Below are 25,667 nucleotides of genomic sequence, written 5' to 3' on the forward strand. Positions count from 1 at the left end.
GGCGCTAGAAAAGTGGTTCAGGCCTTCTGGCTGTGCAGCTTCTGCATCGCCCGGGTCCAGTCCCCGGCGAGCATTTCCGGCAGCACGCCGAGGGCGAAGTCGATGCTGGTGTCGAGCAGTTCCTGCTCGCTGCGCGGTGCGCGGCCGAGCACGTAACCGGAAACCAGGCTGCTGTGCCCCGGATGGCCGATGCCAAGCCGCAGGCGATGGAAAGAATTCTGATTGCCGAGCTGGGCGATGATGTCGCGCAACCCGTTGTGCCCGCCGTGTCCGCCGCCGGTCTTGAGCTTGGCGACGCCAGGGGGCATGTCGAGTTCGTCGTGGGCCACCAGGATGGCGTCCGGGGCGATCCGGAAGAATCCCGCCAGCGCCGCTACGGACTGGCCGCTGCGGTTCATGTAGGTGGTCGGGATCAACAGACGAACGTCCTTGCCCTGGTGGCTGAACTTGCCGACCAGGCCGAAATACTTGCGGTCAGCCACGAGGCTGACGCCCTGGGCATGCGCCAGGCGCTCAACGAAAAGGGCCCCCGCGTTATGCCGGGTCTGGTCGTATTCAGGACCCGGGTTTCCCAGGCCAACGATCAGTTGTACGGCAGTCACGACGGGAGCCCCTCTCTATAAAAAGGCGATCGAGTAATGAATTACTCGGCGGCGCCTTCTTCGCTACCTTCTTCCTTCACCACGCGGGAAGCGTGGATGTTGGCAACGGCCAGGTCGTTGCCGTGGGCCAGTTGTACCAGCTCGACGCCTTTCGGAGCCTTGAGGTCCGACAGGTGAACGATCTGGCCCAGCTCGACCTTGGCCATGTCGACTTCGATGAATTCCGGCAGGTCTTTCGGCAGGCAGGAAACTTCGACTTCGGAGATGGTGTGGGAGATCTCGCCACCGGCTTGCTTGACGCCAACGGCTACTTCTTCGTTGATGAAGTGCAGCGGTACGTGGGCGGTCAGCTTGTGGTCGGCGACCACGCGCAGGAAGTCGGCGTGCATCACGAAGCCTTTCGCCGGATGGCGCTGCAGGGCCTTGATCAGTACGGTTTCCTTGGCGCCGCCAACGTTCAGGGCGATCACGTGGCTGAAGGCAGCCTCGTTTTCCAGGAGCTTGGCGATTTCGCGCAGTTCCAGGGTTACGGACTGGGGCTCTTTGTCGCCGCCGTAAACGACAGCAGGAACCAGACCGGCGTTACGACGCAGGCGGCGGCTCGCACCTTTCCCCAGATCGGAACGCACTTGGGCATTCAGAATAAAGTCGACCATTGTGTATCTCCAAAAATAACAATGCGCCCGAACGCTTGCGACCAGCGTTCGGGCGATTTCAAAGGCCCCGCCGGAGCGGGGCGTTTTCGTTCAGGCGCGTTCGTCGAGGCTAGGCCTCAGCGGAACATCGCGCTGATCGATTCTTCGTTGCTGATCCGGCGCATGGCTTCCGCAACGACCGGAGCGATGTCCAGCTGGCGGATGCGGCCACAGGCCTGGGCAGCGGCGGACAGCGGGATGGTGTTGGTCACCACCAGCTCGTCCAGTACGGATTTCTCGATGTTCTCGATGGCACGGCCGGACAGCACCGGGTGGGTGCAGTAGGCGATGACCTTGGCGGCGCCGTGCTCTTTCAGGGCCTTGGCGGCGTGACCGAGGGTGCCGGCGGTATCGACCATGTCGTCTACCAGTACGCAGGTACGGCCTTCGACGTCACCGATGATGTGCATCACTTCGGACTGGTTGGCCTTGGGACGACGCTTGTCGATGATCGCAAGGTCAACGCCCAGGGACTTGGCCACGGCGCGCGCGCGCACCACGCCGCCGATGTCCGGGGAGACGATCATCAGGTTCTCGAAGCGCTGGTCTTCGATATCGTCCACCAGCACGGGGGAACCGTAGATGTTGTCTACCGGGATATCGAAGAAGCCCTGGATCTGATCCGCGTGCAGGTCGACCGTGAGGACACGGTTGACCCCGACGACGGTCAGCATGTCGGCCACTACCTTGGCGCTGATGGCCACGCGGGCGGAACGCGGACGGCGATCCTGGCGGGCATAGCCGAAGTAGGGGATGACAGCGGTGATACGAGTGGCCGAGGAGCGGCGGAAGGCATCGGCCATCACCACCAGTTCCATCAGGTTGTCGTTGGTCGGCGCGCAGGTCGGCTGAATCAGGAATACGTCCTTGCCGCGGACGTTTTCGTTGATTTCGACGCTGATTTCGCCATCGGAGAATTTGCCAACTGAAACATCGCCAAGAGGAATGTGCAGCTGACGCACGACGCGTCGTGCAAGATCGGGGTTAGCGTTCCCCGTGAAGACCATCATCTTGGACACGCTACAGGTACCTGTGTCGACCGAAGGGATCCGGATGAAATACAGAAGAGGAAAATGGCAGGGGCGGCTGGATTCGAACCAACGCATGGCAGGATCAAAACCTGCTGCCTTACCGCTTGGCGACGCCCCTGTGGTATTGCTCGAATGCCGTTTCGGCATTCCTTTCTCAGACCAGAGTTTCCAGCTTCCGGTGCAACATCGAGATGTTGCTTCCTTTGGCGACGAACCTCTGAAGGTGGTCTGGAAGAAGGGCCGAGACTTTATCAGCTTCAGCTTTGTTTGGGAAGCTCCCAAACACACAACCTCCAGTGCCGGTTAATCTAGCTGAAACAAATTTGTTTAGCAAGATCAAAGCGTTACGAACTTCTGGGTAACGCCTCTCGACTACCGGCTGACAGTCGTTTCGGCTGTCCCCCTCGAGAACGGTGCGCACTTTAATGGCGGGAGAATCGCGTGTCAACAGTGGATCTGAAAAAATTTCTGCTGTGCTGACAAGTACTTGCGGAACCACGACGAGATACCAGGGCTCCGGGATGTCCACCGGGGTGAGCTTTTCGCCCACGCCCTCGGCGAAAGCCGCGCGTCCGCGGGTGAAGACCGGCACGTCGGCGCCCAGGCGCAGGCCCAGGGCGGCGATGCGGTCCTCGTCCCAGCCGAGTTGCCAGAGATGGTTCAAGGCCAGGAGCGTCGTGGCGGCGTCGGAGCTGCCGCCGCCGATGCCGCCCCCCATGGGCAAGCGCTTGTCCAGCCAGATGTCGACGCCTTGCGGGCTGCCGGAGGCTTCCTGCAGCCCGCGCGCGGCGCGCACGATCAGGTTGCTGTCGTGCGGCACCCCGGCGATTTCCGTGTGCAGGCGTACCTGGCCGTCCTGGCGGGCTTCGAAATGCAGCTCGTCGCCGTGGTCGAGGAATTGGAAGAGGGTCTGCAACTCGTGATAGCCATCGTCGCGGCGGCCGAGGATATGCAGGAACAGATTGAGCTTGGCCGGGGCTGGCAGGCTGAGGCGCACGCTCATGTCAGCGGCCGAGCTGGCGCGGCTGCCAGTCCTTGATCACCAGGGTGACGTCGAGGTCCTGGCCGTGCAGTTTCAGGCGCTCGGGTAGCCAGTAGCCGTTCTGTTCGGCGTAGCGGGTGTATTCGATCTGCCAGCCGTCCTGTTCCAGGCGCGCCAGGCGACTGTCGGCGTCGAGGGTCAGGCGGCTCTTGCTGTCCGGCGCCGGGAGGCCGCGTACCCACCAGAGCAGGTGCGAGACCGGCAGGCGCCAGCCTAGTTGTTCTTCCAGCAGTGCTTCCGGGGACTCCGCCTGGTAGCGGCCCTGACCGGCGACTTCCAGGCTCACCGCGCCTTCACGCCCGGTCAGGCGTGCTGCGCCGCGGCCGAGCGGGCCGGACAGGCGGATGTCGTAGTAGCCCTGGCGCTGCAGCCAGAACAGGGTGCCGCTGCCGGAGTCGCGCGGGGCGCGGATGCCGACCTTGCCGTCGATCTGCCAGGCATCCAGCTCGCTGAGCTGCTGCTTGTGGGTTTTCCAGGTCTGCGCATCGCCCTGGCCTTCCAGGGCTTCGTGGGAGGTCAGGCCGGCGCAGCCGCTGAGCAGGGCCAGCGCGGAGGCGGCGAGGAAAAGACGTAGACGCATGGTTTCAAGGAGTCTCGGCGCCGGTCAGGCGCTTGATGGTGCGGCGCAGCACGTCGCTGTCGGGCTGCTTGTCGAGGTATTCGCGCCAGATGGCCCGGGCGTCGCCCTGGCGCCCCTGGGCCCAGAGGACTTCGCCCAGGTGCGCGGCGACCTCGTGGTCGGGGTAGCGCTGCAGCGCCTGGCGCAGGTAGCGCTCGGCGTCGGCCAGCTTGCCCTGGCGATAGTTGATCCAGCCCATGCTGTCGAGGATCGCCGGGTCGTCCGGGTTCAGCTTGTGCGCCTTGAGGATCAGCTCGCGGGCCTCGCCGTAGCGGGTGGTGCGGTCGGCCAGGGTGTAGCCGAGGGCGTTGAGGGCCATGGCGTTGTCCGGCTCGCGGGCGATGACGAAGCGCAGGTCCTTTTCCATCTGCGCCAGGTCGTTGCGCTTCTCCGCCAGCATCGAGCGGGTGTAGAGCAGGTTGAGGTCCTCCGGGTACTGCTTCAGACCCTCCTGGATGGCCTGCCAGGCCTTTTCCTGCTGGTCATTGTTGGACAGCGCCTCGGCTTCGATCAGGTACAGCTGGATGCCGTAGTCGGGTTGCTCGCTGCGCGCCTTGTCCAGGCGCTGGGCGGCTTCGTCGACGCGACCGGCCTTGAGCAGGACGTCGGTCTGGCGCAGTTGCGCCGGGAGGAAGTCATTGCCCGGGCCGACCTGGGCGTACTCGTCGAGGGCACGCGCGGTGTCCTTCTGTTCCTCGGCGAGGCGGCCGAGGTTGAAGTGGGCGGCGTCGACGTGGCTGTCGCGCTCGACCAGTTCTTCCAGGTAGATCCTGGCTTCGTCCCAGGCCTGGGCTTCCAGGCAGACCAGCGCCAGGGAGAAACGCAGGTCGTCGTCGTCGGGGAATTGCTGGACCAGTCCGGCGAACTCGGCCTTGGCGTCGTCCAGGCGGTTCTGCTCCACCAGCAGGCGCGCGTAGGCGAGGCGCACGCGCTTGTCGTCCGGGTGTTCCTTGATCCCGGCCTTGAGCAGCGGCAGGGCCTCGTCGCTGCGCTTCATGCTCTGCAACAGGCGCGAGCGGAGCAGCAGGGGGGCCACTTCGTGGCGGCTTGCGGAGTTGTCCTCGAGCAGGGTCAGGGCTTCGTCCGGGCGGCCGTCCTGTTGCAGCAGCAGGGCCTTGCCGAACAGCAACTGGCCGTTGTTCGGGTATTTCTTCAACAGGTGGTCGAAGCTCTGCAGCAGGCCGGCGCGGGTATCCGGGTCGGTCTCCGCGGCAGACAGGGCGAGGAAGTCGAAGTGCGTGTCGCCCTGGCCGTTGAGGACCTTCTCCATGTACACCATGGACTCCTCGTAGCGCCCGGCGCGGGCCAACTGGATCGCGGCGGCGCGTTGGGCATCGAGGTTGTCCGGCGCGCTGCGCGCCCAGAGCAGGGAGGTGTCGAGGGCTTCCTGGTCGGCGCCGAGGTATTCGGCGATGCGGAAGGCACGCTCGGAAACCCCGGGGTCGCGGGTTTTCTGCGCCTGCACCACATAGTTGCTCAGGGCGATGTCGAAGCGGTTGCGCTGCCCGGCCAGTTCGGCCACCAGCAGCGAATACAGGCTGTCCTCGCTGAAGGAGCCGTACTTTTCAGGCTTGGCCTTGGTCTCGACCGCGGTGTCTTCCACCGGCGGGGTGCCATCGGGAGTCTTGTGGATAAGTGACTGGCAGCCGCCGAGCAGCAGCGTGACGGTCAGCAGCGCAAGGGATTTGTTCATAGAGGAAGAAAGCCGGCCTTGAACCTGCGAGGGTGGCGCCATCATGACATAAGCCGTCCGGCAAGCCCAAGGGGGCCGGGACGGGCGTCGACGAAGCTGTCTATGGGGTCAATACATCGGCAATGGTTGTCCTGCCCTTGGCGAAGTAGGAGAATTGCGCGTTTCCCCGATTAGCTCAGCGATCCTGCATGGCCTTCATTGCCCTCGGCATCAATCACAAGACCGCCTCGGTGGCTGTCCGCGAGCGCGTGGCTTTCACTCCGGAACAGATGGTCGAGGCGCTGCAGCAGCTCTGCCGCCTGACCACCAGCCGCGAGGCGGCCATCCTGTCGACCTGCAACCGGAGCGAACTCTACCTGGAGATCGACCATCCGACCGCGGACGACGTGCTCGCCTGGCTGGCGGACTACCATCGCCTGACCCTCGACGAGTTGCGCGCCTGCGCCTATGTGCACCAGGACGAAGACGCGGTGCGCCACATGATGCGCGTGGCCTCCGGCCTCGACTCGATGGTCCTCGGCGAGCCGCAGATCCTCGGCCAGATGAAGTCGGCCTACGCCGTCGCGCGCGAGGCCGGCACCGTCGGTCCGCTGCTCGGCCGCCTGTTCCAGGCCACCTTCAGTACGGCGAAGACCGTCCGCACCGATACCGCCATCGGCGAGAACCCGGTGTCCGTGGCGTTCGCCGCGGTGAGCCTGGCCAAGCAGATCTTCAGCGACCTGCACCGCAGCCAGGCGCTGCTGATCGGCGCCGGCGAGACCATCACCCTGGTCGCGCGCCACCTGTTCGAGCAAGGCGTGAAGCGCATCGTGGTGGCCAACCGCACCCTGGAGCGCGCCAGCCTGCTCGCCGAGCAGTTCGGCGCCCATGCGGTGCTGCTTTCGGAGATCCCCGAGGAGTTGGCCAACAGCGATATCGTCATCAGCTCCACTGCCAGCCAGTTGCCGATCCTCGGCAAGGGCGCCGTGGAGCGCGCGCTGAAGCAGCGCAAGCACAAGCCGATGTTCATGGTCGACATCGCCGTGCCGCGCGACATCGAGCCGGAAGTCGGCGAACTGGACGACGTCTACCTCTATAGCGTCGACGACCTCCACGAAGTAGTGGCGGAGAATCTCAAGAGCCGCCAGGGCGCTGCCCAGGCCGCCGAGGAACTGGTCGGCAGCGGCGTCGCCGAGTTCATGCAGCGCCTGCGCGAACTGGCCGCGGTGGACGTGCTGCGCGCCTATCGGCAGCAGGCCGAGCGCCTGCGCGATGAGGAGCTGGGCAAGGCCCAGCGGCAACTGGCCAACGGTGCCGACCCCGCCGAGGTGATGGCCCAGCTGGCCCGCGGCCTGACCAACAAACTGCTGCACGCGCCCAGCGTGCAGATGAAGAAAATGTCCGCCGAGGGCCGCATCGACGCGCTGGCCCTGGCCCAGGAGCTGTTCGCCCTCGACGAGGGCGCGCCGCGCCACTGACCGGTACCTATGCCTGCATGAAAGCTTCTCTGCTGAAAAAGCTGGATGTCCTCAGCGATCGCTACGAAGAACTGACGGCGCTGCTCGGCGACGCCGAGGTGATCAGTGACCAGACCCGCTTCCGCGCCTATTCCCGCGAGTACGCCGAGGTCGAACCGGTGATCCTGGCGTTCCGCGACTACCGCAAGGTGCAGGCCGACCTCGAGGGTGCCCAGGCGTTGCTCAAGGACAGCGACCCGGAGTTGCGCGACCTCGCCGAGGAGGAGGTCGCCGAAGCGCGCGGCCGCCTCGCCGCCCTCGGCGACAGCCTGCAGCGCATGCTGCTGCCGAAGGATCCCAACGACAGCCGCAACGTGTTCCTGGAGATCCGTGCCGGCACCGGTGGCGACGAGGCGGCGATCTTCTCCGGCGACCTGTTCCGCATGTATTCGCGCTACGCCGAGCGCCAGGGCTGGCGGGTCGAGACGCTGTCGGAGAACGAGGGCGAGCACGGTGGCTACAAGGAAGTGATTGCCCGGGTCGAGGGCGACAACGTCTACGCCAAGCTCAAGTTCGAGTCCGGCGCGCACCGCGTGCAGCGGGTGCCGGAAACCGAATCCCAGGGCCGGATCCACACTTCCGCCTGCACCGTCGCGGTGCTGCCGGAGCCGGACGAGCAGGCAGCGATCGAGATCAACCCGGCCGACCTGCGGGTGGACACCTACCGTTCCTCCGGTGCCGGCGGCCAGCACGTCAACAAGACCGACTCGGCGGTGCGCATCACCCACATTCCCAGCGGCATCGTGGTCGAGTGCCAGGAAGAGCGCTCGCAGCACAAGAACCGCGCCAAGGCCATGGCCTGGCTGGCGGCCAAGCTCAACGACCAGCAGCAGGCCGCGGCGCAGCAGGCGATCGCCAGCACGCGCAAGCTGCTGGTGGGCTCGGGCGACCGCTCGGAGCGCATCCGTACCTACAACTTCCCGCAAGGGCGGGTCACCGACCATCGCATCAACCTCACCCTGTACTCCCTGGGCGAGGTGATGGAGGGCGCGGTGGAACAGGTGATCGAGCCGCTGCTGCAGGAATACCAGGCCGATCAACTGGCGGCCCTGGGCGACTGACATGACCACTATCTGTACCCTTCTCAAGGATTCCCAACTGCCCGATTCGCCCAGCGCCCGGCTCGACACCGAGTTGCTGCTGGCGGCGGCGATGGGCAAGCCGCGCAGCTTCCTGCGTACCTGGCCGGAGCGCATCGTGCCGCGCGAGGCCAACGAGCGGTTCGACGACTGGATCGCCCGTCGGCGCAACGGCGAGCCGGTGGCCTACATACTTGGCCACCAGGGCTTCTGGAGCCTGGACCTGGAGGTCGCGCCACACACCCTGATCCCGCGCCCGGACACCGAACTGCTGGTGGAAACCGCGCTGGCGACCCTCGCGGCGGACACCGCTACCGTGCTCGACCTGGGCACCGGCACCGGCGCCATCGCCCTGGCCCTGGCCAGCGAACGGCCGCTGTGGACGGTGACTGCGGTGGACCGCGTGGAAGAGGCCGTGGCGCTGGCCGAGCGCAATCGCCAGCGGCTGCTCCTGGAGAACGTCGAGGTGCGCCGCAGCCACTGGTTCTCCGCTCTCGATGGCCGACGCTTCCGGATGATCGTCGGCAATCCGCCGTATATCCCTGCCAGCGATCCGCACCTGAGCGAGGGCGACGTGCGTTTCGAGCCGAAGAGCGCGCTGGTCGCGGGTAGCGATGGCCTCGACGATATCCGCCAGATCGTCGCCCAGGCGCCGCAGCATTTGCTGGACGAAGGCTGGTTGCTGCTCGAGCACGGCTATGATCAAGGGGCGGCGGTGCGCGAACTGCTCGGCGCCCGCGGCTTCGCCGGGGTACATACGTTGCGCGACCTCGGCGGCAACGAGCGGATCACTCTCGGACAATGGGCATGCTGAGCGACGAGGAACTGCTGCGCTACAGTCGCCAGATCCTGCTGGCGCAGGTCGACGTCGAGGGCCAGCTGCGCCTGAAGCGCAGCCGCGCACTGATCGTCGGTCTTGGCGGCCTGGGTTCGCCGGTGGCGCTGTACCTGGCCGCGGCCGGGGTCGGCGAGCTGCACCTGGCGGATTTCGATACGGTCGACCTGACCAACCTGCAACGGCAGGTCATCCACGATGGCACCAGCGTCGGTGTCGGCAAGGTGGAGTCGGCGATGCGCCGGCTGGGCGCGCTGAATCCGCAGATCCGCCTGGTCAGCCATAGCGCCGCGCTGGACAAGGACTCCCTCGATGCCGCCGTGGCGGCGGTCGACCTGGTGCTCGACTGCACCGACAACTTCGCCACCCGCGAGGCGGTCAACGTCGCCTGCGTGCGCGCCGGCAAGCCCCTGGTCAGCGGCGCGGCGATCCGTCTCGAGGGCCAGCTTTCGGTATTCGATACCCGCCGCGACGAAAGCCCCTGCTACCACTGCCTCTACGGGCACGGCAGCGAGGCCGAGCTGACCTGCAGCGAGGCCGGCGTGATCGGTCCGCTGGTGGGGCTGGTCGGTAGCCTGCAGGCGCTGGAGGCGCTCAAGCTGCTGGCCGGTTTCGGCGAACCGCTGGTGGGCCGCCTGCTGCTGGTGGACGCCCTCGGCACGCGCTTCCGCGAATTGCGGGTGCGTCGCGATCCTTCCTGTGCCGTCTGTGGGCAACGCCATGGCGGTTGAGTCGGCCGCGGTCGGCGTTTTCGATTCCGGGGTCGGCGGGCTCAGCGTATTGCGTGAGATTCGCGCGCGCCTGCCATCCGAATCGTTGCTCTACGTCGCCGACAACGCCCATGTGCCCTACGGCGAGAAGAGCGCGGAGTACATCCGCGAACGCTGCGAGCGGATCGGTGATTTCCTTCTGGAGCAGGGCGCCAAGGCTCTGGTACTGGCCTGCAATACCGCGACGGCTGCGGCTGCGGCGGAATTGCGCGAACGTTATCCGCAGGTGCCGCTGGTGGCCATGGAGCCTGCGGTGAAGCCGGCCGCGGCGGCCACCCGCAACGGTCGGGTCGGCGTCCTGGCCACCACCGGAACTCTGAAGAGCGCGCGTTTCGCCGCCTTGCTCGACCGCTTCGCCAGCGACGTACAGGTCTTCACCCAGCCCTGCCCGGGGCTGGTCGAGCGCATCGAAGCCGGCGATCTCTATGGGCCGCAAACCCGGGCACTGCTGGAACGCCTGCTGGCGCCCATCCTCGAACAGGGCTGCGATACGCTGATCCTCGGCTGTACTCATTATCCCTTCGTCAAACCCCTGCTGGCCGAGCTGATCCCGGCGGAGATGGCGGTGATCGATACGGGAGCGGCTGTCGCCCGGCAGCTGGAGCGCGTATTGTCGGCGCGGGCGCTACTGGCCTCTGGCCAGGCCGCGACGCCGCGTTTCTGGACCAGCGCGCTGCCGGAGGAGATGGAAAGGATCCTGCCGATCCTCTGGGGAAGCCCGGAAAGCGTAGGAAAATTAGTCGTTTAGTCGTTCCTGGCAGACGTGCCAGCGATTTTTTGAACTAAAGCGTTTGGTCTAGTATCTGCTTTAGTAAGTGCGCTCTTATAATGCGCAGCTTGAATGCGGGGGCTTTCATGCAACTTTCGAAAAGGACGTTTCAATGAAGAAACTACTTCCGCTGGCCGTTCTGGCCGCACTTTCCTCCGTCCACGTGGCGTCCGCCCAGGCGGCAGACGTCTCGGCCGCCGTCGGTGCGACCGGCCAGTCGGGCATGACCTATCGCCTGGGCCTGAGCTGGGATTGGGACAAGAGCTGGTGGCAGACCTCCACCGGGCGCCTGACCGGCTACTGGGATGCGGGCTACACCTATTGGGAAGGTGGCGATGAAGGCGCCGGCAAGCATTCGCTGTCGTTCGCTCCGGTATTCGTCTACGAGTTCGCCGGCGACTCGATCAAGCCATTCATCGAGGCCGGTATCGGCGTGGCGGCGTTCTCCGGCACCCGTGTCGGCGACCAGAACCTGGGTTCCTCCCTGAACTTCGAAGACCGCATCGGCGCCGGCCTGAAGTTCGCCAACGGCCAGTCGGTCGGCGTTCGGGCGATCCACTATTCCAACGCCGGCCTGAAACAGCCGAACGACGGTATCGAGTCCTACAGCCTGTTCTACAAGATCCCGATCTAGTCGGCACGGGCGAAAAAAGCCGGGTTCATCCCGGCTTTTTCATGCCTGCGATTCTTCCGCCCCGCCGCACCGCCCTATGGAAAGAGCGAGCCATTTGGCGGGAGGCGATAGCTCGCTGACGCGCCCTACGCGCGACCATCGCGCGGCGGCAGGTTGCGGAAAGCCGCCAGCGCCCGTTCGCGGCTGGCCTTCAGGTCGACCATCGGCCGTGGATAGTCGACCCCGGCGAACAGCCCCAGGCTGGACGGATCGTGGATCGCCTTGCGCTCCAGGCCGGCCAGTTCCGGCAGCCAGTGGCGGATGAACTCGCCGCGTGGATCGAAGCGTTCGGACTGCGAGAGCGGATTGAACAGGCGGAAGTAGGGGACGGCGTCGGTGCCGGTGGATGCGCTCCACTGCCAGCCACCGTTGTTCGCCGCCAGGTCACCGTCGATGAGGTGGCGCATGAACCAGCGTTCGCCTTCGCGCCAGTCGATCAGCAGGTTCTTGCTGAGGAACATCGCTACCACCATCCGCAGGCGATTGTGCATCCAGCCGGTGGCGAGCAACTGGCGCATTGCCGCGTCGATGATCGGTATGCCGGTGCGCCCCTGTTGCCAGGCTTCGAGTTCCGCCGGGGCCTGGCGCCAGCGTAGGGCTTCGGTCTCCTCGCGGAAGGGGCGGTGCCGGGAGACCCGGGGGTAGCCGACCAGGATGTGCTTGTAGAACTCGCGCCAGAGCAGCTCGTTGATCCAGGTCGCGGCGCCTTGCTGGCCGCCGCTGAACTCGCCGCGGTTGGCAACCAGCGCGGCGTCCAGGCATTGTCTGGGCGAGAGTACGCCGGCGGCCAGGTAGGGCGACAGTTGGCTGGTGCCGGGAAGCGCCGGGAAGTCGCGCCGTTCATGGTAGTCGGCCAGGTGCTGGTCGGCGAAGTCGCGCAGGCGTTCCTGCGCTACCTCTTCGCCTGCCGGCCAGAGGCGGCGCAAGCTATCGGCCGGCCGCGGGAAGGCGGGCACGGCATCCGGCAGCGGGTCGCTGGCCAGCGCGTGCGGTGGCTGGGGCTGCGGACGCGGGCGGACACCCGGCAGGGCCTGGTACAGCCGTTCGTGGCAGACCTTGCGGAACTGGCTGAACACCTGGAAATAGCCGCCAGTTCGGGTCAGCACCGAGCCGGGGGCGAAGAACAGCTGGTCGAGGTGGCTGTGGAAGGCCACGCCCTGTTCACGCAGGCGTTGGCCGACGGCCTGGTCGCGGCGTTCCTCGTTCACCCCGTATTCCTGGTTGACGTGTACCGCGCCGACTCCCAGCTCCCGACAGAGCCGGCCGATGACTTCCGGGGCTTGCCGCCAGTGGCCGCAGTCGCGCACCAGCAGCGGGATGTTCAGCGCGGCGAGCTGGCGGTGCAGCTCGCCCAGGTTGCGCAGCCAGAAGTCGACCTTGCAGGGCGCATCGTCGTGTTCCCGCCACTGCGCCGGGCTGAGCAGGTAGAGAGCCACGCAAGGGCGCCCATCGGCGGCGGCGAGGAGCGCGCTGTTATCGGTGGTTCGCAGGTCGCAGCGAAACCAGATCAGGTTCATCGGAAGTCCGTTCATGGGTTCAACAGACCTCGTTCGCCGAGCAGGCGGCGGGCTTCCAGGGGCGTGCTCGCCAGCAGCAGGCCAGTTAGCGCCAAGGTTTCGAAGGCTTCGCGCTGGATCTCCACGGCCGGTCCGACCAGCACCACCGGGCAGCTCACCCCTGCCAGCAGGCGCGGCAGGTGCTCCGGATTGAGGCGATGACTGGCGTACAGCAACAGGCCGCGAGCTTCCAGGCGTTCGCAGGCCAGGGCCAGTTCGGCCGGTGGCAGCGGCCAGTCGAAGACCTGCAGCGGCACCTCGCCGCTGCCGAGCAACCAGCTGCACAGCCAGAGGTTCGGTTCCAGCGACAGCTCGGACTGGTTGACCAGCAGCAGCGGCGCGCCCTGTTGCAGCCGTTGCTGGTGATAAAGGCGGGCGCCCAGCTTGCTGCGCAACCAGGAGAAGAAGAAGGCCCGCTCCATGCGCGCGCCGAACTGTCCCTGCCAGCGTCGTTCGAGGTGCTGCAGCAAGGGTTGCAGAAGCTTTTCGCAGAGGGTCGCTACCGGATAGAGCGACGCGGCCTGGTTGAACAGATCGTCGAGGCGTCGCTCGGCCAGCGCGGCGATGGCGTCCAGCAGCTGTTCGTGCAGGCGTTCCCAGGGGGATTCGACATCCGCCGCCGGGGTTTCCTCCGGACGCTCCAGCAGCGCGCGCACCTGGCTGATGGCGACGCCACGCTCGAGCCAGACGAGTATCCGGCGGATGCGCTCGACCTGCTCTTCGCTGTAGAGCCGGTGCCCCTTGCCGGTGCGTTGCGGCACCACCAGGCCATAGCGGCGCTCCCAGGCGCGCAGGGTGACCGGATGGACGCCGGTCAGACGAGTGACTTCGCGGATCGGCAGGCCGCCGCGTTCGAGGTGGGGCGAGTTCATCGGGAAATCCTAGAGCGCGTTGCGCAGGCCGAGTTCGGTCGGGTGCGGTTGCAGGTAGGCCTGCTGGGCGATGTATGCATGCGGGTGGCGACGGAAGTGGTGCTTTAGCAGGGTCAGCGGTACCACCAGCGGCACGCTGCCATGCCGGTATTGCTCGATCAGCTCGCGCAATTCACGCCTGTCTTCGGTTGCGAGGTCGCGTTTCAGGTAGCCGCTCAGGTGCAGCAACACGTTGCCATGGCTGCCGCGGGTCGCGCAGCGGCGCAAGCCCTGCATCAGCTCGCCGAAGTAGCGAGTGCCGAGGGCTTCCGGCTGGTAGTGGCCGGCTTCGCCGAGCAGGCGGCCGAGGCTGCGGTAGTGCTCCGGCGAATGGGCCAGCAACTGGTACTTGTAGCGGCTATGGAAGGCGACGATGGCCGAATGGCTGAGGCCGCGCTGGCGCAGGGCCTGCCAGTGGGCATGGGCATACACGCGGGTGAGGAAGTTCTCCCGCAGGACCGGATCGTGCAGCCGGCCTTCTTCTTCCACCGGTAGCTCCGGCAAGGCTTCGCAAAGGGCTGCGGCGAAGCGTCCACGGCCTTCGGCGCGCGGCGCGCCGCCGCCTTCTGGATAGACCTTGACCCGTTGCAGCCCGCAGGACGGCGAGCGTTGCATGAAGATGAAACCGTCCAGCGTATCCGCCCGTTGCGCCACCCGCCGCGCATATTCGGCGAGCGCTCCGCCGACCGCCAGGCCGTCGCGGCTCCGCGCCTCGGCGGCTTCCGGAGTGCCTTCCAGGCGAATCGCCGGGCGCGGCGTGCCCAGGCCGATGGCCTGTTCCGGGCAGAAGGAGACGAACTCGACGTGCCGCGCCAGTTCCTCGCAAAGCGCGGATCGCTTGTGGCCGCCGTTGAAGCGCACCGGTTCGCCGAGCAGGCAGGCGCTGATGCCGAGTCGGGGCGTCAGGGAAGGGTGAGATTCGTGCATCGGTGTCGTCTCCCAAGGGGAAAGGAGGTTCGCGCGCAGCTCGACAGCCAGGCGGTCATACGACACATCCTAGAACTTATCTTGTACAGGTCAATGTATTTGTATAGGTATTTTCTTGTCACATCGGGCCGCCAGGCGACGGCCCGATCCCCTCAGAGATGTTCCAGCAGGCGCCGCGCGGCTTCCTGGCCGCTGAGCCAGGCGCCTTCGACGCGGCCGCTGGAGCACCAGTCGCCGCAGGCGTAGATGCCCAGGTCGGGATCGCCGAGGGCGCCCCACTGGTGGGCCTCCGCCGGGCGTGCATAGAGCCAGCGGTGGGCGATGCTGAAGGCGGCTTCCGGTACGGCGCAGCCGATCACTTCGGCGAAGGCGCAGCGAAGGTGCTCGACCACGTCCTCCTTGGCCATGTCGATGTGCTGCCGGCTCCACTGGCTGGTGGCGTGCAGCACCCAGGTGTCGAGGGTGGTGTCGCGCCCCGGCTTGCTGCGATTGCAGGCCAGCCAGGCGATCGGACTGTCGTGCACGAAGCAGCCCTGCACCGGGGTGTCGAGTACCTCGCGGAAGCCCAGCGCCACCGCCCAGGTCGGCTCCATGACCACGCTCGCGGCGGTGGCCGCCAGTTTCGGCACGCTGGCCAGCAGCGGCGTGGCCTGGGGAGCGGGGATGGCGATCAGGACCTGGTTGAACGGACCGTGGTTCTGTCCCTCGGCGTCCTGCAGGTGCCAGTGCTGCTTGCCGCGGAAGACCTCGGTGATGCGGCAGGAGAAGACCACTTGCAGATCGGTGAGCAGGGCGCGGGTGATCGCACTCATCCGTGGGATGCCGACCCAGCGTGGCTGCTCGTCCGGGGAGGGGCTCAGCTGGCCGTCGCGGTATTGGTAGAGAGCGGGTTTCCACTCGTCCACCCAGCCTTCCTCGCGCCAGTGTTGCAAGGCGTCGAGGAAGCGCCGGTCGCGGGCGGTGAAGTATTGCGCGCCGAGGTCCAGCGTGCCGGCCTCGCTGCGCTTGCTGGCCATGCGGCCGCCGCTGCCGTGGCCCTTGTCGAACAGTTGTACGGTCTGGCCGGCGGATCTCAATGCGTGGGCGGCGGAAAGCCCGGCGATGCCAGTACCGATGATGGCGATGGGGACGCTCATGACATGCCTCTCTGGTTGTGTAGCGTCTGGACAGGCGAATCAGGTTTCTTGTACAAGCTTGATTTAATGTACAGTATTGCGCGTGCTTCGAGGCGCACCTTGCATCGCGCCGATGGCGCGCCTGCGGCGCACGGCTCGCTTCCTGGCCTGTCGAACCTTCAGACGTTCCGTTCGGAAGTATCAACCGAGTTATCTGAAGAATAGACGGCTGGCGCCGTTCACTAAGGCACCAGTGCGATGCAAGCCCTGTTCCTTGGCTGAGTCGAAAACGACGCCAGGGTTCCCCGGCCGGAGCCGACGGATCTTCCATCCACAGGATAACGCTGGAATGGGGGGAGGATGCACGGTCATCGGGCAGATCGATGTCCAGGGTCCAGACTGAAAGGGCACGCAGGCAAAACGAGGAGACAGCCATGCACATTCTCTTGACCGGCGGTACCGGCCTGATGGGGCGCCGCCTGTGCGCCCGCTGGCGACAGGCCGGGCACCGGCTGACCGTGTTCAGCCGGCGGCCGCAGCAGGTGGAATCGCTGTGCGGCGTCGGCGTGCGCGGCATCGATCGTTTCGACGAGTACGGCGACCAGCCGCTCGACGCGGTGGTCAACCTGGCCGGCGAGCCGATCGCGGACAAACCCTGGAGTCACAAGCGCAAGGCGCTGCTGTGGGAAAGCCGGGTACGCCTTACCGAGCGCCTGGTGGAATGGCTGGACGCTCGCGAGCAGCGCCCGGACCTTCTGTTATCGGGTTCTGCGGTGGGTTGGTATGGCGACAGCGGCGAGCGCCCGGTGACCGAGGAGGGGGCGGCGGCCGGCGAGGATTTCGCCAGCGAGCTATGCCTCGCCTGGGAGCAGATCGCCCGCGAGGCGGAGAAGCTCGGCACCCGTGTCGTGCTGTTGCGCACCGGCCTGGTGCTGGCCCCCGAGGGCGGCTTCCTCGGGCGCCTGTTGCCGCTCTACCGGCTCGGCCTGGGCGGACCGCTGGGTGACGGCCGGCAATGGATGCCGTGGATTCATATCGAGGATCAAATCGAGCTGATCGATTTTCTTTTGCGGCGGCCCGATGCCAGCGGTCCCTATAATGCGTGCGCTCCCAACCCGGTGCGCAACCGCGATTTCGCCAAGGCCCTGGGCCGGGCGCTGCACAAGCCGGCGCGGATACCGACCCCCGGGTTCGTCCTGCGCCTCGGGCTGGGAGAAATGTCCGGATTGCTGCTCGGCGGCCAGCGAGCCTTGCCGCAACGCTTGCAGGACGCCGGCTACCGTTTTCAATTCACCGACCTGGACGTGGCGCTGGCCGATGTCCTGGCCGCCCGACGAAAGGATCAGGCATGACCGAGAATGCCCTGCTGTTGCTCAACCTGGGCTCCCCGGATTCGACCCGGGTGGAGGATGTCCGCCGCTATCTCGACCAGTTCCTCATGGATCCCTACGTGGTCGACCTGCCCTGGCCGCTGCGGCGCCTGCTGGTGTCGCTGATCCTGATCAAGCGTCCGGCCGAATCGGCGCACGCCTACAGCTCGATCTGGTGGGACGAAGGGTCGCCACTGATCGTCCTCAGTCGTCGCCTGCAGGAGGCGATGAAGCCGCACTGGCCGCATGGGCCGGTGGAACTGGCGATGCGCTACGGCCAGCCGGCCATCGAGAAGGTCCTGCTCGACCTGGCGCGCCGTGGTATCCGGCGGGTGACCCTGGCGCCGCTGTATCCGCAGTTCGCCGACAGCACCACGACCACCGCCGAACAGGAGGTGCGCCGGGTGATCGCCGCCCATCGCCTGGGCCTGGAGGTCAGCACGCTGCCGCCGTTCTACGACCAGCCGGTCTACCTCGATGCCCTGGTGGAAAGCGTGCGTCCGTACCTGCAGCAGCCCCACGACCATCTGTTGCTGAGCTTCCATGGCTTGCCCGAGCGGCACATCCGCAAGCTGGTGAAGGATCCTGCCCACGACCTGCTGGCCGAGAACAGCCGCAACGTCAGCCCCGAAGCCCTCGCCCTCTGCTACCGCAGCCAGTGCCTGCGCACCGCCGAGGCCTTCGCCGAGCGCGCCGGCCTGGAGCAGGGGCGCTGGTCGGTGTCGTTCCAGTCGCGCCTGGGGCGCGCCAAGTGGATCGAGCCCTATACCGACGCCAAGCTCGACGAACTGGTGCAGCGCGGGGTGAAGCGCCTGCTGGTGATGTGTCCGGCGTTCGTTGCCGACTGCATCGAGACCCTGGAGGAAATCGGCATGCGCGGCCGCGAGCAGTTCATCAGTGCCGGCGGCGAGGACCTGGTGCTGATTCCCTGCCTCAACGACCACCCCGCCTGGGTCGGCGCCCTGGCCGAGATGAGCGGGCGCTTGGCCAGGCCGCTCTGAGAGCCTGTTCATGATCCGCTGCGCGGCGCGGTATGACGGCTTTGAAGTGCTCATTTGCCGCTCGTCAGCTCCGCTTCCCCGCCCAGCTCGCGAGATGCTGGACAGGCTCTGAGCGCATGCGGCGGCGAATGACCTGGCGGTCATTCGCCGGAACCCGCTTCCCGCATTCAGCAGTTCTATAGTCCCTTGCCCTGGGTATAAGCCCGGATGTTGCCGGCTTATCCTGCCTGTCGACCCTCCCTTCGCATCCGCCGCTTCGGCGGCGTCCAGGAGTTCGGCATGCATAACAACAATAACGGCTATCCCTCCAACCTTGCGGCCTGGACCACGGTGGCGATCCTCATGGTCGCCTATGTGCTGTCCTTCATCGACCGGCAGATCCTCAACCTGCTGGTCGGCCCGATCCGCCGCGACCTGGCCATCAGCGATACGGAAATGAGCCTGCTGATGGGCTTGTCCTTCGCCCTGTTCTACACCCTTTGCGGTATCCCGCTCGGACGCATGGCCGACAACCGCAGCCGGTGCGGCCTGATCCTGTTCGGCGTGCTGGTGTGGAGCGCGATGACCGCGGCCTGCGGTCTGGCGCGCAGCTATTGGCAATTCCTCACCTTCCGGGTCGGCGTCGGGGTCGGCGAGGCGGCGCTGTCGCCAGCGGCCTATTCGCTGATCGCCGACAGCTTCCCGCGCGAGCGTCGGGCGACGGCGATCAGCGTCTACTCGATGGGCATCTACCTGGGCTCGGGGCTGGCCTTCCTGCTCGGCGGGCTGGTGATCAAGTTTGCCTCGGCCCAGGGTGACGTGCATCTGCCGCTGTTCGGCGAGGTGCGCCCGTGGCAACTGATCTTCCTCATCCTCGGCGCCGCCGGCGTGCTCTTCTGCCTGTTGCTGCTGGCGATCCGCGAGCCGGCCCGGCGCGGAGTCGGCGCAGGCGTGGCGGTGCCGCTGGGCGAGGTCGGCGCCTACCTGCGGGCCAACCGCAAGACCGTGCTCTGCCACAACTTCGGTTTCGCCTGCCTGTCCTTCGCCGGCTACGGCAGCGGCGCCTGGGTGCCGACCTTCTTCGTCCGCACCCACGGCTGGGACGCCGGTCATGTCGGGGTGGTCTACGGCAGCATCGTCGCGGTGTTCGGCTGTCTCGGCATCGTCTTCGGCGGGCGCCTGGCCGACTACTGGGCGAAGCGCGGGCGTAGCGACGCGAACATGCGCGTCGGGCTGCTCGCCGCCTGGGCGGTGATTCCCTTCACCCTGGTCTATCCGCTGCTGGACAACGCCAATTGGGCGGCGGCGCTGATGGCGCCGACGGTGTTCTTCCTGAGCATGCCGTTCGGCGTGGCCCCGGCGGCGATCCAGGAGATCATGCCCAACTCGATGCGCGGCCAGGCCTCGGCGATCTACCTGTTCGTGGTCACCCTGTTCGGTCTCGGCGTGGGCCCGACGGCGGTGGCGCTGGTCACCGATTTCGTCTTCGCCGACGACATGGCGCTGCGCTACTCGCTGCTGCTGGTGACCCTGGCCGCGGTGCTCGGTGCGGTAGTCCTGCTGGGGATCGGCCTCAAGCCCTATCGCGCCAGCCTGGAGCACCTGAAGGACTGGAGCCTGCGACGGGAAGGCGAGGGCGGCGAGGATTGGAAGGCGTCCCGGCAGCCGGCCTGACTCAGTAGGTGAGGATCACCCGCACGGTATCGCTGTAGGTACCGGCGGGGACGTTGCCCTGGGCCGGGTTGACGATGGCCCGGTACGGCACGTTCTGCGCGGCGCCGCTACCGGTGCCTGCCTGGGTGTTGCTGGTGGTCCAGACCGTCGAGTCTCCCGGTTTGTAGAGGTTGTACTGGATCGCGTTGGCGCCGCTGAGCATTCGCCGCCAGCCGCCGCTGAAGTTGTTGCCGTTGTCGAAGCCGATGGTATAGGTGGCGTTCAGGGTGCAGCGCACGCCAATGTTCTGGTTCACCGCGGTGAAGGCCGAGACCAGCGCGGCGCTGCCGAAGCTGAGGTCCGGAGCGCTGTCGATGAAGCAGTCCTTGAGCACCGTCAGGGTAACGTTGACGCTGCTGCTGGCGGTGCCGTCGTCGTACACGCAGAGTCCCAGGGCACCGGCGGCGCAGAGGTGCCAGGCCCAGTTCAGGCCGATGGTATCGGTATAGGTGCCGGCCGGCAGGGTCACCCCGGTGGCGGTGCGCAGGTACAGCGGCAGGCTGCCGTCGGTGGCGTTGAACAGGCCGAGGATGCCGAGGAAGGTGGTGCTGCTCCAGCGTACCGTCGAGCCGACGTTGTAGACGGTGCCGCAGCCGTTGTCCTTGCAGATGCTGTAGGGCAGGTAGGTGCCGCTGGCGGCGTTGTACAGCCGCGGCGTGGTGCCCAGCGGATTGGCGGTGCTGGCGATGGTCGCGTCGATGGTGTTGGTGCTGAGGATCGACAACAGGCTGCCGGTGCACTTGAAGCCGGTGGTGCCGGTGATGGTCTGGGCGGTGCTGGCCACGGTGAACGAGCTCAGGCTGCCGAAATTGCCGGTGCCGGAGCTGGTGGTGCAGGCGGCGAGCAGCAACGGGCTGGCGCAGAGCGTAGCGAAGCCGAGCAGGCAGGCGGACGTGGAGTGGCGGCTCATGGCGTATCTCCGATCGGGGCCGAGCAGGTCAGCGGGCCGACCTGGCTGACGGTGGGTTTGCGCGTGTCCAGGCGGAAGCGTGCCTGGCAGGCCCGGCCGTCGGGGCGGACCACGCGTAGCTGGTTGTCGCTTTGCAATCCTTCGAAATAGACCTGGCCGTCCCAGCCGACGCTGGCGCGCTGGCCGCTGCCGGTTTCTTCGGCCTGGCTGCCCAGCGGCAGCGGTTCGCCGCGCTCGTCCACCAGGTTGATGCTGGCGGCGACTACGGCACGGATCGGGAAGTCCAGCAGCAGGCCGCTGCCCTGGCGTACCGCCACGCGCTGCTCGACTTCGGGCGCGCTGACGTTGGCCGGAAGGTCCAGCGGCTCGATCTGGAACTTCGCCGGGTAGTAGGCCGCGACCCAGGGCACCAGCAGGTGGCCGTTGTCGTCGGTGCTGCCCATCAGTTGGTTCTCGTAGCGGATCGGCACCTGTGGATAACCCTTGGTGCTGACCAGGACGAAGGCGTCGTTGATCCGGTTGCTGGCGAACACGGCGTTGTCCATCCATACCAGCGAGCCGCTGAGATCGGCCCAGCGCGTGTAGTTGCCGGTCTCGCCATAGAGGCCGCCCTGCAGTTGCACGTTCTGCATGCGCCAGGTCAGGTCGGCCTGCTGGTAGCGGCTGGCGCCGCCGCCATAGCCGAGGTTCCAGCCGAGGCCGCCCTGGCTCGGCGTGGAGCGGCTCCAGATCACCCGCTCGCTGTAGCGCCGGTCGCTGTCGCGGGTGACGCCGATGTTCAGCAGGCCGTTGATGTCGAAGGGAATCACCAGTTGCATCAGCGCGCTGTAGCCGTCGCCGTCGAGATCCTTGTTCAGCGCCAGGTAGAAGCTGCTGCGGCTGCCGATCGGGCGGCTGTAGGAGAGGTTGGCCAGGCGCGTGCGGCTGCCGTCGCGGGCGCGGATGTCGAAGTAGCCGGTACCGATGGTGCCCTGCTCGTCGAAGGTCAGGCTGGCGGTAGCCTGGTCGGTGCGCCGGCTCAACTGGTACTCGCCGTCCAGGGTGCCGAGGTCGCCATAGCCGGCGCTGCGCTCGATGTGTTGCAGGCTGAGGCCGAGCCGTCGCGAATAGTAGGAGTAGCCGAGCAGGTATTGCTGGCCGCTGTCGCCCTGGCCGTCGCTGCCGCTGGCCGCCAGGCTGAGGGTGCCGAAGGTGGCCACGGCGATGTCGCCGCCGATGCCGAGCAGGCGCAGGTCGCTGGCGGCCTCGGCGTGGGTGGAGAGGGTCAGGCGGTCGCTGACGCCGTAGCGATAGATGCCGCTGGCGGCATTGTCGGCATAGGAGAAGTTGCGCAGGCCGTAGTCGTCGCGCAGACGCCCGACGGACAGGTCGAAATCGCTCAGGCCGCGCGCCAGCAGGGTGTTGGATACGTAGAACGGCAGGCTGGTCACCACTTGTCGGCCCTGGGCGTCGGTGGTCACCACCGTGGCTTCGCCGGCTCCGTTGATATACGGCACGTTGCTGATGGCGAAGGGACCGGGTTGCAGGTCGGCGCTGCTGGCCTTGTAGCCGTTGATGAACAGGTCGACGGTGCTGGGCACTGCGGCCTGGCCGTCGAAGCGCAGCAGCGGATAGGTGACCAGGTCCGGACGTACGCCGAAGTTGCGGGCGAAGCGAAAGCCGCCCATGCGTACCGGGGTGGTCCAGTTCAGCGCGCCGTTGACGTAGTCGCCCAGTTGGTAGCTGTGCATGTTGCGTTCGTCGTTGTACAGCCAGTAGGTGTCGTAGCGCAGGTAGCGGCTGTCGAGGTTGTCGGCGTCGCCGAAATAGCGGGTGTAGACGCCGGTGTTGGAGATCACCCCGAAGCCGTCGAACAGGCGTTGCTCGAGCAGCGCGGAAAGCCAGGGCGTGGCACCGTCGGCGGGGTCCGAGTAGTACAGGTCGTAGTTGAACAGCGCGCCGAGGCTGCTGCGCGCCGGGGCACGGGCGACCAGTCCGGGATCGTCGAAGCGCTGCTCCGGCAGCCAGTCCGGCGGCACTTGCAGGTGCAGTTGCTGGCTGGCGCTGTCATAGTCCGCCCGGACCTCGGGCAGGGCGTCCACCGCGACCTGTCCGGCGGGGTTGCCAGGCAGGCGCACGCCGGCTTCGCGCAGGGCCGCGGCGTCGAGCAGGTAATGGCCATCGGCGGCGTTGACCGGCACCACCTGGCCGCTGTCGCGGCCGTTGATCACCAGTTCTAGGTAGTAGAGGGCGTTGCCGCCGCCGGACGGAGCGGGTTGCGGCGGCGGCAGTCCGGCCAGGTAGTCCGCCGCATGGACAGGGGAGAGCAGCGCCAGGCCGATCAGTAGCGAGCGGTGGCGGCGAGAGCGCCGCTGACACGGGCGAGGCACGGGACCGACGTCCGCCTCAGTACCCGGGAACGCTGATCGGCGCGTCGTTGTCCGCCAGTTGCAGTTTCAGGGTCATGCCGGCGTCCGGCAGCAGCCCCGGCGGCAGCGGCCAGCGCATCTGCCGGCCGGGCAGCACGTAGCCGAGCAGGCCGTCCAGCAGCGCCAGGCTGCGGCCGTTGCCCTCCCAGCGGACATGGCTGAGGCGGGCGTGCACGCTACCCTCGTTGCGCACCTGCAGGTAACGCTTGCCCTGTTCCTCGACCAGCCGCCAGGCCAGTTTCGGCCGGGTCGCGTCGGCCGGGTCGCGCTCGACATCGCTGCGCGGCTGGGTCCAGACGCCGTCGGCGCTGACGAACAGCGGTACCGAATAGCGCATCTGGAACTGCAGGGCGAGACCGGGGCTTCGTTGCGTCTGCCCCGCGCCGCCGTCGGGCACTTCGTCGATCAGCACCCGGTAGGCGTCCTCCGGCGTGCTGGGCTGGCCGCCCTGGCGGATCAGCCGGACCAGTTGCCGGCGGCCCGGCTCGACCTTGACGAAGGGCGGGCTGGGAATCACTGCCTGCTGGTTGCGATAGACGTCCTGGAAATCCGCCTGGGACCAGCCGAGCACGCGCACCTGCAGGGTCACCGGTTGCTTGCCGCGATTCTCCAGCCACAGCGCCGTGGCCGGCTGGTCGGCTTCGATGGCCGGGTTGATCGGCCAGATCAGCACCGCACTGGCGGCCTGTGCCGGGCCGCCCAGGAGCAGCGCCAGCAGCGCCGCAAGCCAGCGGCTGGGGCGGAGAGGTAGGTGTGGACTGGGCATGTGATCCTCCATGACGGCTCAGAACGAAAGGGTGACGGTGACGGTATCGCGGTAGTTGCCGGCGGACGGCAGGCTGCCGACCGCGAACAGGCGCGCGTATACCGTGTAGGTCTGGGTGCTGGCGGGAAAGTTGGCGATGGTCCGCGCGAGTGCCCCGTTGCCCCAGACCTGGGAGTAGGCGGCATCCTGGTAGAGCTGGTAGGCGAGGGTCTCGTTGCCGCTCACCCGCTTCAGGTAGCGCTGGCTGCTGCTGCCGCCATTGACCCCGTAGTCGAGGGCGACGGAGACGGTCATTCCCGGAGTGCAGGTCAGGACGATGGAGCCGGCCCCGGAGCTGCTGGCGACGTTAACCGGACTGGCCAGGTTGCCGAGGGTGCCGAAGCTCAGGGTGCCGAGGTCATAGGCGTTGTTGCTGATGGCGGTGCCGAAGGCGCAGCCGTTGGCGACCACCGCCTGGACCTGGAAGGCGCGGCTGATCGGCGATGGATCGGCATGCGCGACCAGGTTCGGCAGCGGGAGCAGGAGAAGCGACAGGAATAGACGCCGGCTGGACATCGGCATCACCAGCTGATGGTCACGTTGACGGTGTCGCGGTAGGTCCCGGCGACCGGCGTGGTCTGTGCCGGCACCAGGCCGTAGATGGGGTACCACTGGTCGTTGCCGTTGCCGGTGGCGGCAACGCCGGTGGTGTTGTCCCAGACGATGCCGCCGGGGCGGTCGCTGTACAGGTTGTAGGTCAGGGTGAGGGCGGTGTTGGCGATGTTCGCCATGCGCCGCGTGGCGACGCTGCCGTAGAGCCCGCCGTCGAGCGTGATCGCATAGGTCTGGCCGCTGACGCACCTGACCCGGATGGAGCCTGCGCCTTGCTGGCTGGTGGCGCTGATGGCGTTGTTCAGGGAGGCGTACTGGCCGAAGTCGAGGGTGCCGAAGGTGATCGCGCCGCCGCTGCCGACGCTACCCGCTTCGCAGGCCGGGAGCAGCGTGGCGCTCAGGACGATGGTGGCGGTCTGCGCGTTTGCCGGGTTGCAGCCGAGCAGGCAGAGCAGTCCTCCGGTGAAGTAGCGGTTCAGGCTCATCGGTCCCCCCAGGACCATGCTGCCTGGCGCCGCGCCTGGCGGCGCGTCTTACCAGGCGATGGTGACCAGCAGGGTGTCGGTGTAGGTCCCCGCCGTCGGCGTGGGTGTGCTTTGTCCGGTGGGCACCACGCGGCCATAGAGGGGGATGTTGACCGCGGTGCCGGTGGAGACCGAGGAGATGTCCACCGGTGTGTTGGCCTGGATCAGCGCGCTGCGCGCGGCGTCCGAATAGATGTTGTAGGCGATGGTGCTGCTGGTGGTGGTGGTGTTCTGCATGTAGCGCTGGCCGCCGCTGGCGTGCAGGCCTGCGTTCACCGTCAGGCTCGGGGTCAGGCCGGTGCTGCACTGGATCTGGATATTGCCGCTGGTGCCGACGGTCTGCGCGTCGACCACGTTGGTGAGGTCGGAATGGCTGCCGAAGTCCAGGGTTCCCCACTGGTTGATACCGCCGCTGACGCTGCCGTTGATGATGGTGCAGCCGGCACCGATGACCATCTGCACGCCGACCTGGCCGATCAGCGTACCGGCGGCCTGGGCGGTGCCCAGCAGGCTGGCGCAGGCACAGAACAACAAGACTGCCGGAGTGCGTTTATTCATCTCTAACTTCCTGTCGATAACGAATGTCGGTGGC

At 66.9% G+C, this 25,667-nt stretch carries 25 protein-coding genes and 1 tRNA gene; 9 read left to right on the forward strand and 17 right to left on the reverse strand.

Annotated elements, in window-relative coordinates; all coding sequences use genetic code 11:
- Nucleotides 1-17 precede the first annotated feature (17 nt).
- The 7 genes from pth to lbcA all read right to left on the reverse strand — a co-directional run bounded on the left by pth (nt 18) and on the right by lbcA (nt 5,727).
- The gene (pth, locus tag HMPREF1224_RS32070; RefSeq protein WP_003099278.1) at nt 18-602 is read right to left on the reverse strand and encodes an aminoacyl-tRNA hydrolase; all 585 of its coding nucleotides are present in this window, start codon (nt 600-602) and stop codon (nt 18-20) included.
- Nucleotides 603-643: 41 nt separating this feature from the next.
- The gene (locus tag HMPREF1224_RS32075; RefSeq protein ID WP_003099279.1) at nt 644-1,258 is read right to left on the reverse strand and encodes a 50S ribosomal protein L25/general stress protein Ctc; all 615 of its coding nucleotides are present in this window, start codon (nt 1,256-1,258) and stop codon (nt 644-646) included.
- A 116-nt stretch (nt 1,259-1,374) separates the two neighbouring features.
- Nucleotides 1,375-2,316, reverse strand: a complete 942-nt coding sequence (locus tag HMPREF1224_RS32080; RefSeq protein WP_003099281.1) for a ribose-phosphate pyrophosphokinase — start codon at nt 2,314-2,316, stop codon at nt 1,375-1,377.
- A gap of 55 nt (nt 2,317-2,371) precedes the next feature.
- Nucleotides 2,372-2,446, reverse strand: a tRNA-Gln gene (locus HMPREF1224_RS32085).
- A gap of 36 nt (nt 2,447-2,482) precedes the next feature.
- Entirely contained in the window at nt 2,483-3,331 is an 849-nt protein-coding gene (ispE, locus tag HMPREF1224_RS32090; RefSeq protein ID WP_003099284.1) for a 4-(cytidine 5'-diphospho)-2-C-methyl-D-erythritol kinase, read from the reverse strand.
- A gap of 1 nt (nt 3,332) precedes the next feature.
- Nucleotides 3,333-3,950, reverse strand: a complete 618-nt coding sequence (gene lolB / locus HMPREF1224_RS32095; protein WP_003095005.1) for a lipoprotein insertase outer membrane protein LolB — start codon at nt 3,948-3,950, stop codon at nt 3,333-3,335.
- 4 nt (nt 3,951-3,954) lie between these two features.
- Complete coding sequence (gene lbcA / locus HMPREF1224_RS32100) at nt 3,955-5,727, reverse strand: proteolytic complex protein LbcA (protein WP_019726913.1); 1,773 nt, start codon at nt 5,725-5,727, stop codon at nt 3,955-3,957.
- Nucleotides 5,728-5,870: 143 nt separating this feature from the next.
- Between lbcA and hemA the strand changes: the two genes are divergently transcribed.
- The 6 genes from hemA (at nt 5,871) to pagL (ending at nt 11,265) form a co-directional block, all read left to right on the forward strand.
- Nucleotides 5,871-7,139, forward strand: coding sequence for a glutamyl-tRNA reductase (gene hemA, locus HMPREF1224_RS32105; protein WP_003095001.1), 1,269 nt, complete (start codon nt 5,871-5,873; stop codon nt 7,137-7,139).
- Between the two features lie 17 nt (nt 7,140-7,156).
- Nucleotides 7,157-8,239, forward strand: coding sequence for a peptide chain release factor 1 (prfA, locus tag HMPREF1224_RS32110; protein WP_003099290.1), 1,083 nt, complete (start codon nt 7,157-7,159; stop codon nt 8,237-8,239).
- 1 nt (nt 8,240) lies between these two features.
- A complete protein-coding gene (gene prmC, locus HMPREF1224_RS32115) occupies nt 8,241-9,071 on the forward strand; it encodes a peptide chain release factor N(5)-glutamine methyltransferase (protein ID WP_003121049.1) in 831 nt (276 codons plus the stop codon).
- Entirely contained in the window at nt 9,065-9,823 is a 759-nt protein-coding gene (locus HMPREF1224_RS32120) for a molybdopterin-synthase adenylyltransferase MoeB (RefSeq protein WP_003099296.1), read from the forward strand. Before prmC ends, HMPREF1224_RS32120 begins: the two co-directional genes overlap by 7 nt.
- Complete coding sequence (gene murI, locus HMPREF1224_RS32125) at nt 9,813-10,610, forward strand: glutamate racemase (RefSeq protein ID WP_003099300.1); 798 nt, start codon at nt 9,813-9,815, stop codon at nt 10,608-10,610. The genes HMPREF1224_RS32120 and murI overlap by 11 nt, the downstream gene beginning before the upstream one ends.
- A gap of 133 nt (nt 10,611-10,743) precedes the next feature.
- Entirely contained in the window at nt 10,744-11,265 is a 522-nt protein-coding gene (gene pagL, locus HMPREF1224_RS32130; protein WP_003099307.1) for a lipid A 3-O-deacylase, read from the forward strand.
- Between the two features lie 125 nt (nt 11,266-11,390).
- Here the strand turns inward: pagL and phrB are convergent, their stop codons facing one another.
- The 4 genes from phrB to HMPREF1224_RS32150 all read right to left on the reverse strand — a co-directional run bounded on the left by phrB (nt 11,391) and on the right by HMPREF1224_RS32150 (nt 15,834).
- The gene (gene phrB / locus HMPREF1224_RS32135) at nt 11,391-12,836 is read right to left on the reverse strand and encodes a deoxyribodipyrimidine photo-lyase (RefSeq protein WP_023912004.1); all 1,446 of its coding nucleotides are present in this window, start codon (nt 12,834-12,836) and stop codon (nt 11,391-11,393) included.
- A complete protein-coding gene (locus HMPREF1224_RS32140) occupies nt 12,833-13,732 on the reverse strand; it encodes a MerR family transcriptional regulator (RefSeq protein WP_010793768.1) in 900 nt (299 codons plus the stop codon). The genes phrB and HMPREF1224_RS32140 overlap by 4 nt, the downstream gene beginning before the upstream one ends.
- Before the next feature lie 9 nt (nt 13,733-13,741).
- Nucleotides 13,742-14,698 carry a DUF523 and DUF1722 domain-containing protein gene (locus HMPREF1224_RS32145; protein ID WP_003099314.1) on the reverse strand — a complete coding sequence of 319 codons (957 nt, stop codon included), beginning with the start codon at nt 14,696-14,698 and terminating at the stop codon, nt 13,742-13,744.
- Nucleotides 14,699-14,850: 152 nt separating this feature from the next.
- Entirely contained in the window at nt 14,851-15,834 is a 984-nt protein-coding gene (locus HMPREF1224_RS32150) for an NAD(P)/FAD-dependent oxidoreductase (RefSeq protein ID WP_003099318.1), read from the reverse strand.
- Between the two features lie 413 nt (nt 15,835-16,247).
- Here HMPREF1224_RS32150 and HMPREF1224_RS32155 point away from each other — a divergent pair, with 413 nt between their 5' ends.
- The 3 genes from HMPREF1224_RS32155 to HMPREF1224_RS32165 all read left to right on the forward strand — a co-directional run bounded on the left by HMPREF1224_RS32155 (nt 16,248) and on the right by HMPREF1224_RS32165 (nt 19,837).
- Nucleotides 16,248-17,165, forward strand: coding sequence for a TIGR01777 family oxidoreductase (locus HMPREF1224_RS32155; RefSeq protein ID WP_003457067.1), 918 nt, complete (start codon nt 16,248-16,250; stop codon nt 17,163-17,165).
- On the forward strand, nt 17,162-18,184 hold the full coding sequence (gene hemH / locus HMPREF1224_RS32160) for a ferrochelatase (RefSeq protein ID WP_003099324.1): 1,023 nt from the start codon (nt 17,162-17,164) through the stop codon (nt 18,182-18,184). The genes HMPREF1224_RS32155 and hemH overlap by 4 nt, the downstream gene beginning before the upstream one ends.
- A 279-nt stretch (nt 18,185-18,463) precedes the next feature.
- Nucleotides 18,464-19,837, forward strand: a complete 1,374-nt coding sequence (locus HMPREF1224_RS32165; RefSeq protein WP_010793769.1) for a spinster family MFS transporter — start codon at nt 18,464-18,466, stop codon at nt 19,835-19,837.
- A gap of 1 nt (nt 19,838) precedes the next feature.
- On the opposite strand, the gene HMPREF1224_RS32170 is transcribed toward HMPREF1224_RS32165, so the two are convergent.
- From HMPREF1224_RS32170 to HMPREF1224_RS32195, 6 genes are read right to left on the reverse strand one after another with little or no spacing between them, the layout of a single operon-like run.
- Complete coding sequence (locus HMPREF1224_RS32170; protein WP_003117435.1) at nt 19,839-20,786, reverse strand: Csu type fimbrial protein; 948 nt, start codon at nt 20,784-20,786, stop codon at nt 19,839-19,841.
- Nucleotides 20,783-23,155: a fimbria/pilus outer membrane usher protein gene (locus tag HMPREF1224_RS32175; RefSeq protein ID WP_010793770.1), complete on the reverse strand. Its 2,373-nt coding sequence runs from the start codon at nt 23,153-23,155 to the stop codon at nt 20,783-20,785. The genes HMPREF1224_RS32170 and HMPREF1224_RS32175 overlap by 4 nt, the downstream gene beginning before the upstream one ends.
- 16 nt (nt 23,156-23,171) lie before the next feature.
- On the reverse strand, nt 23,172-23,960 hold the full coding sequence (locus HMPREF1224_RS32180) for a fimbrial biogenesis chaperone (protein WP_010793771.1): 789 nt from the start codon (nt 23,958-23,960) through the stop codon (nt 23,172-23,174).
- 18 nt (nt 23,961-23,978) lie between these two features.
- The gene (locus HMPREF1224_RS32185) at nt 23,979-24,521 is read right to left on the reverse strand and encodes a Csu type fimbrial protein (protein WP_003099337.1); all 543 of its coding nucleotides are present in this window, start codon (nt 24,519-24,521) and stop codon (nt 23,979-23,981) included.
- Entirely contained in the window at nt 24,521-25,054 is a 534-nt protein-coding gene (locus HMPREF1224_RS32190; protein ID WP_003146046.1) for a Csu type fimbrial protein, read from the reverse strand. Before HMPREF1224_RS32190 ends, HMPREF1224_RS32185 begins: the two co-directional genes overlap by 1 nt.
- A 30-nt stretch (nt 25,055-25,084) precedes the next feature.
- On the reverse strand, nt 25,085-25,633 hold the full coding sequence (locus HMPREF1224_RS32195) for a Csu type fimbrial protein (RefSeq protein WP_003117437.1): 549 nt from the start codon (nt 25,631-25,633) through the stop codon (nt 25,085-25,087).
- Nucleotides 25,634-25,667: the final 34 nt, after the last annotated feature.

Origin of the sequence: Pseudomonas sp. P179, assembly GCF_000478485.2 — a bacterium.
Classification (GTDB): Bacteria; Pseudomonadota; Gammaproteobacteria; order Pseudomonadales; family Pseudomonadaceae; genus Pseudomonas; species Pseudomonas aeruginosa.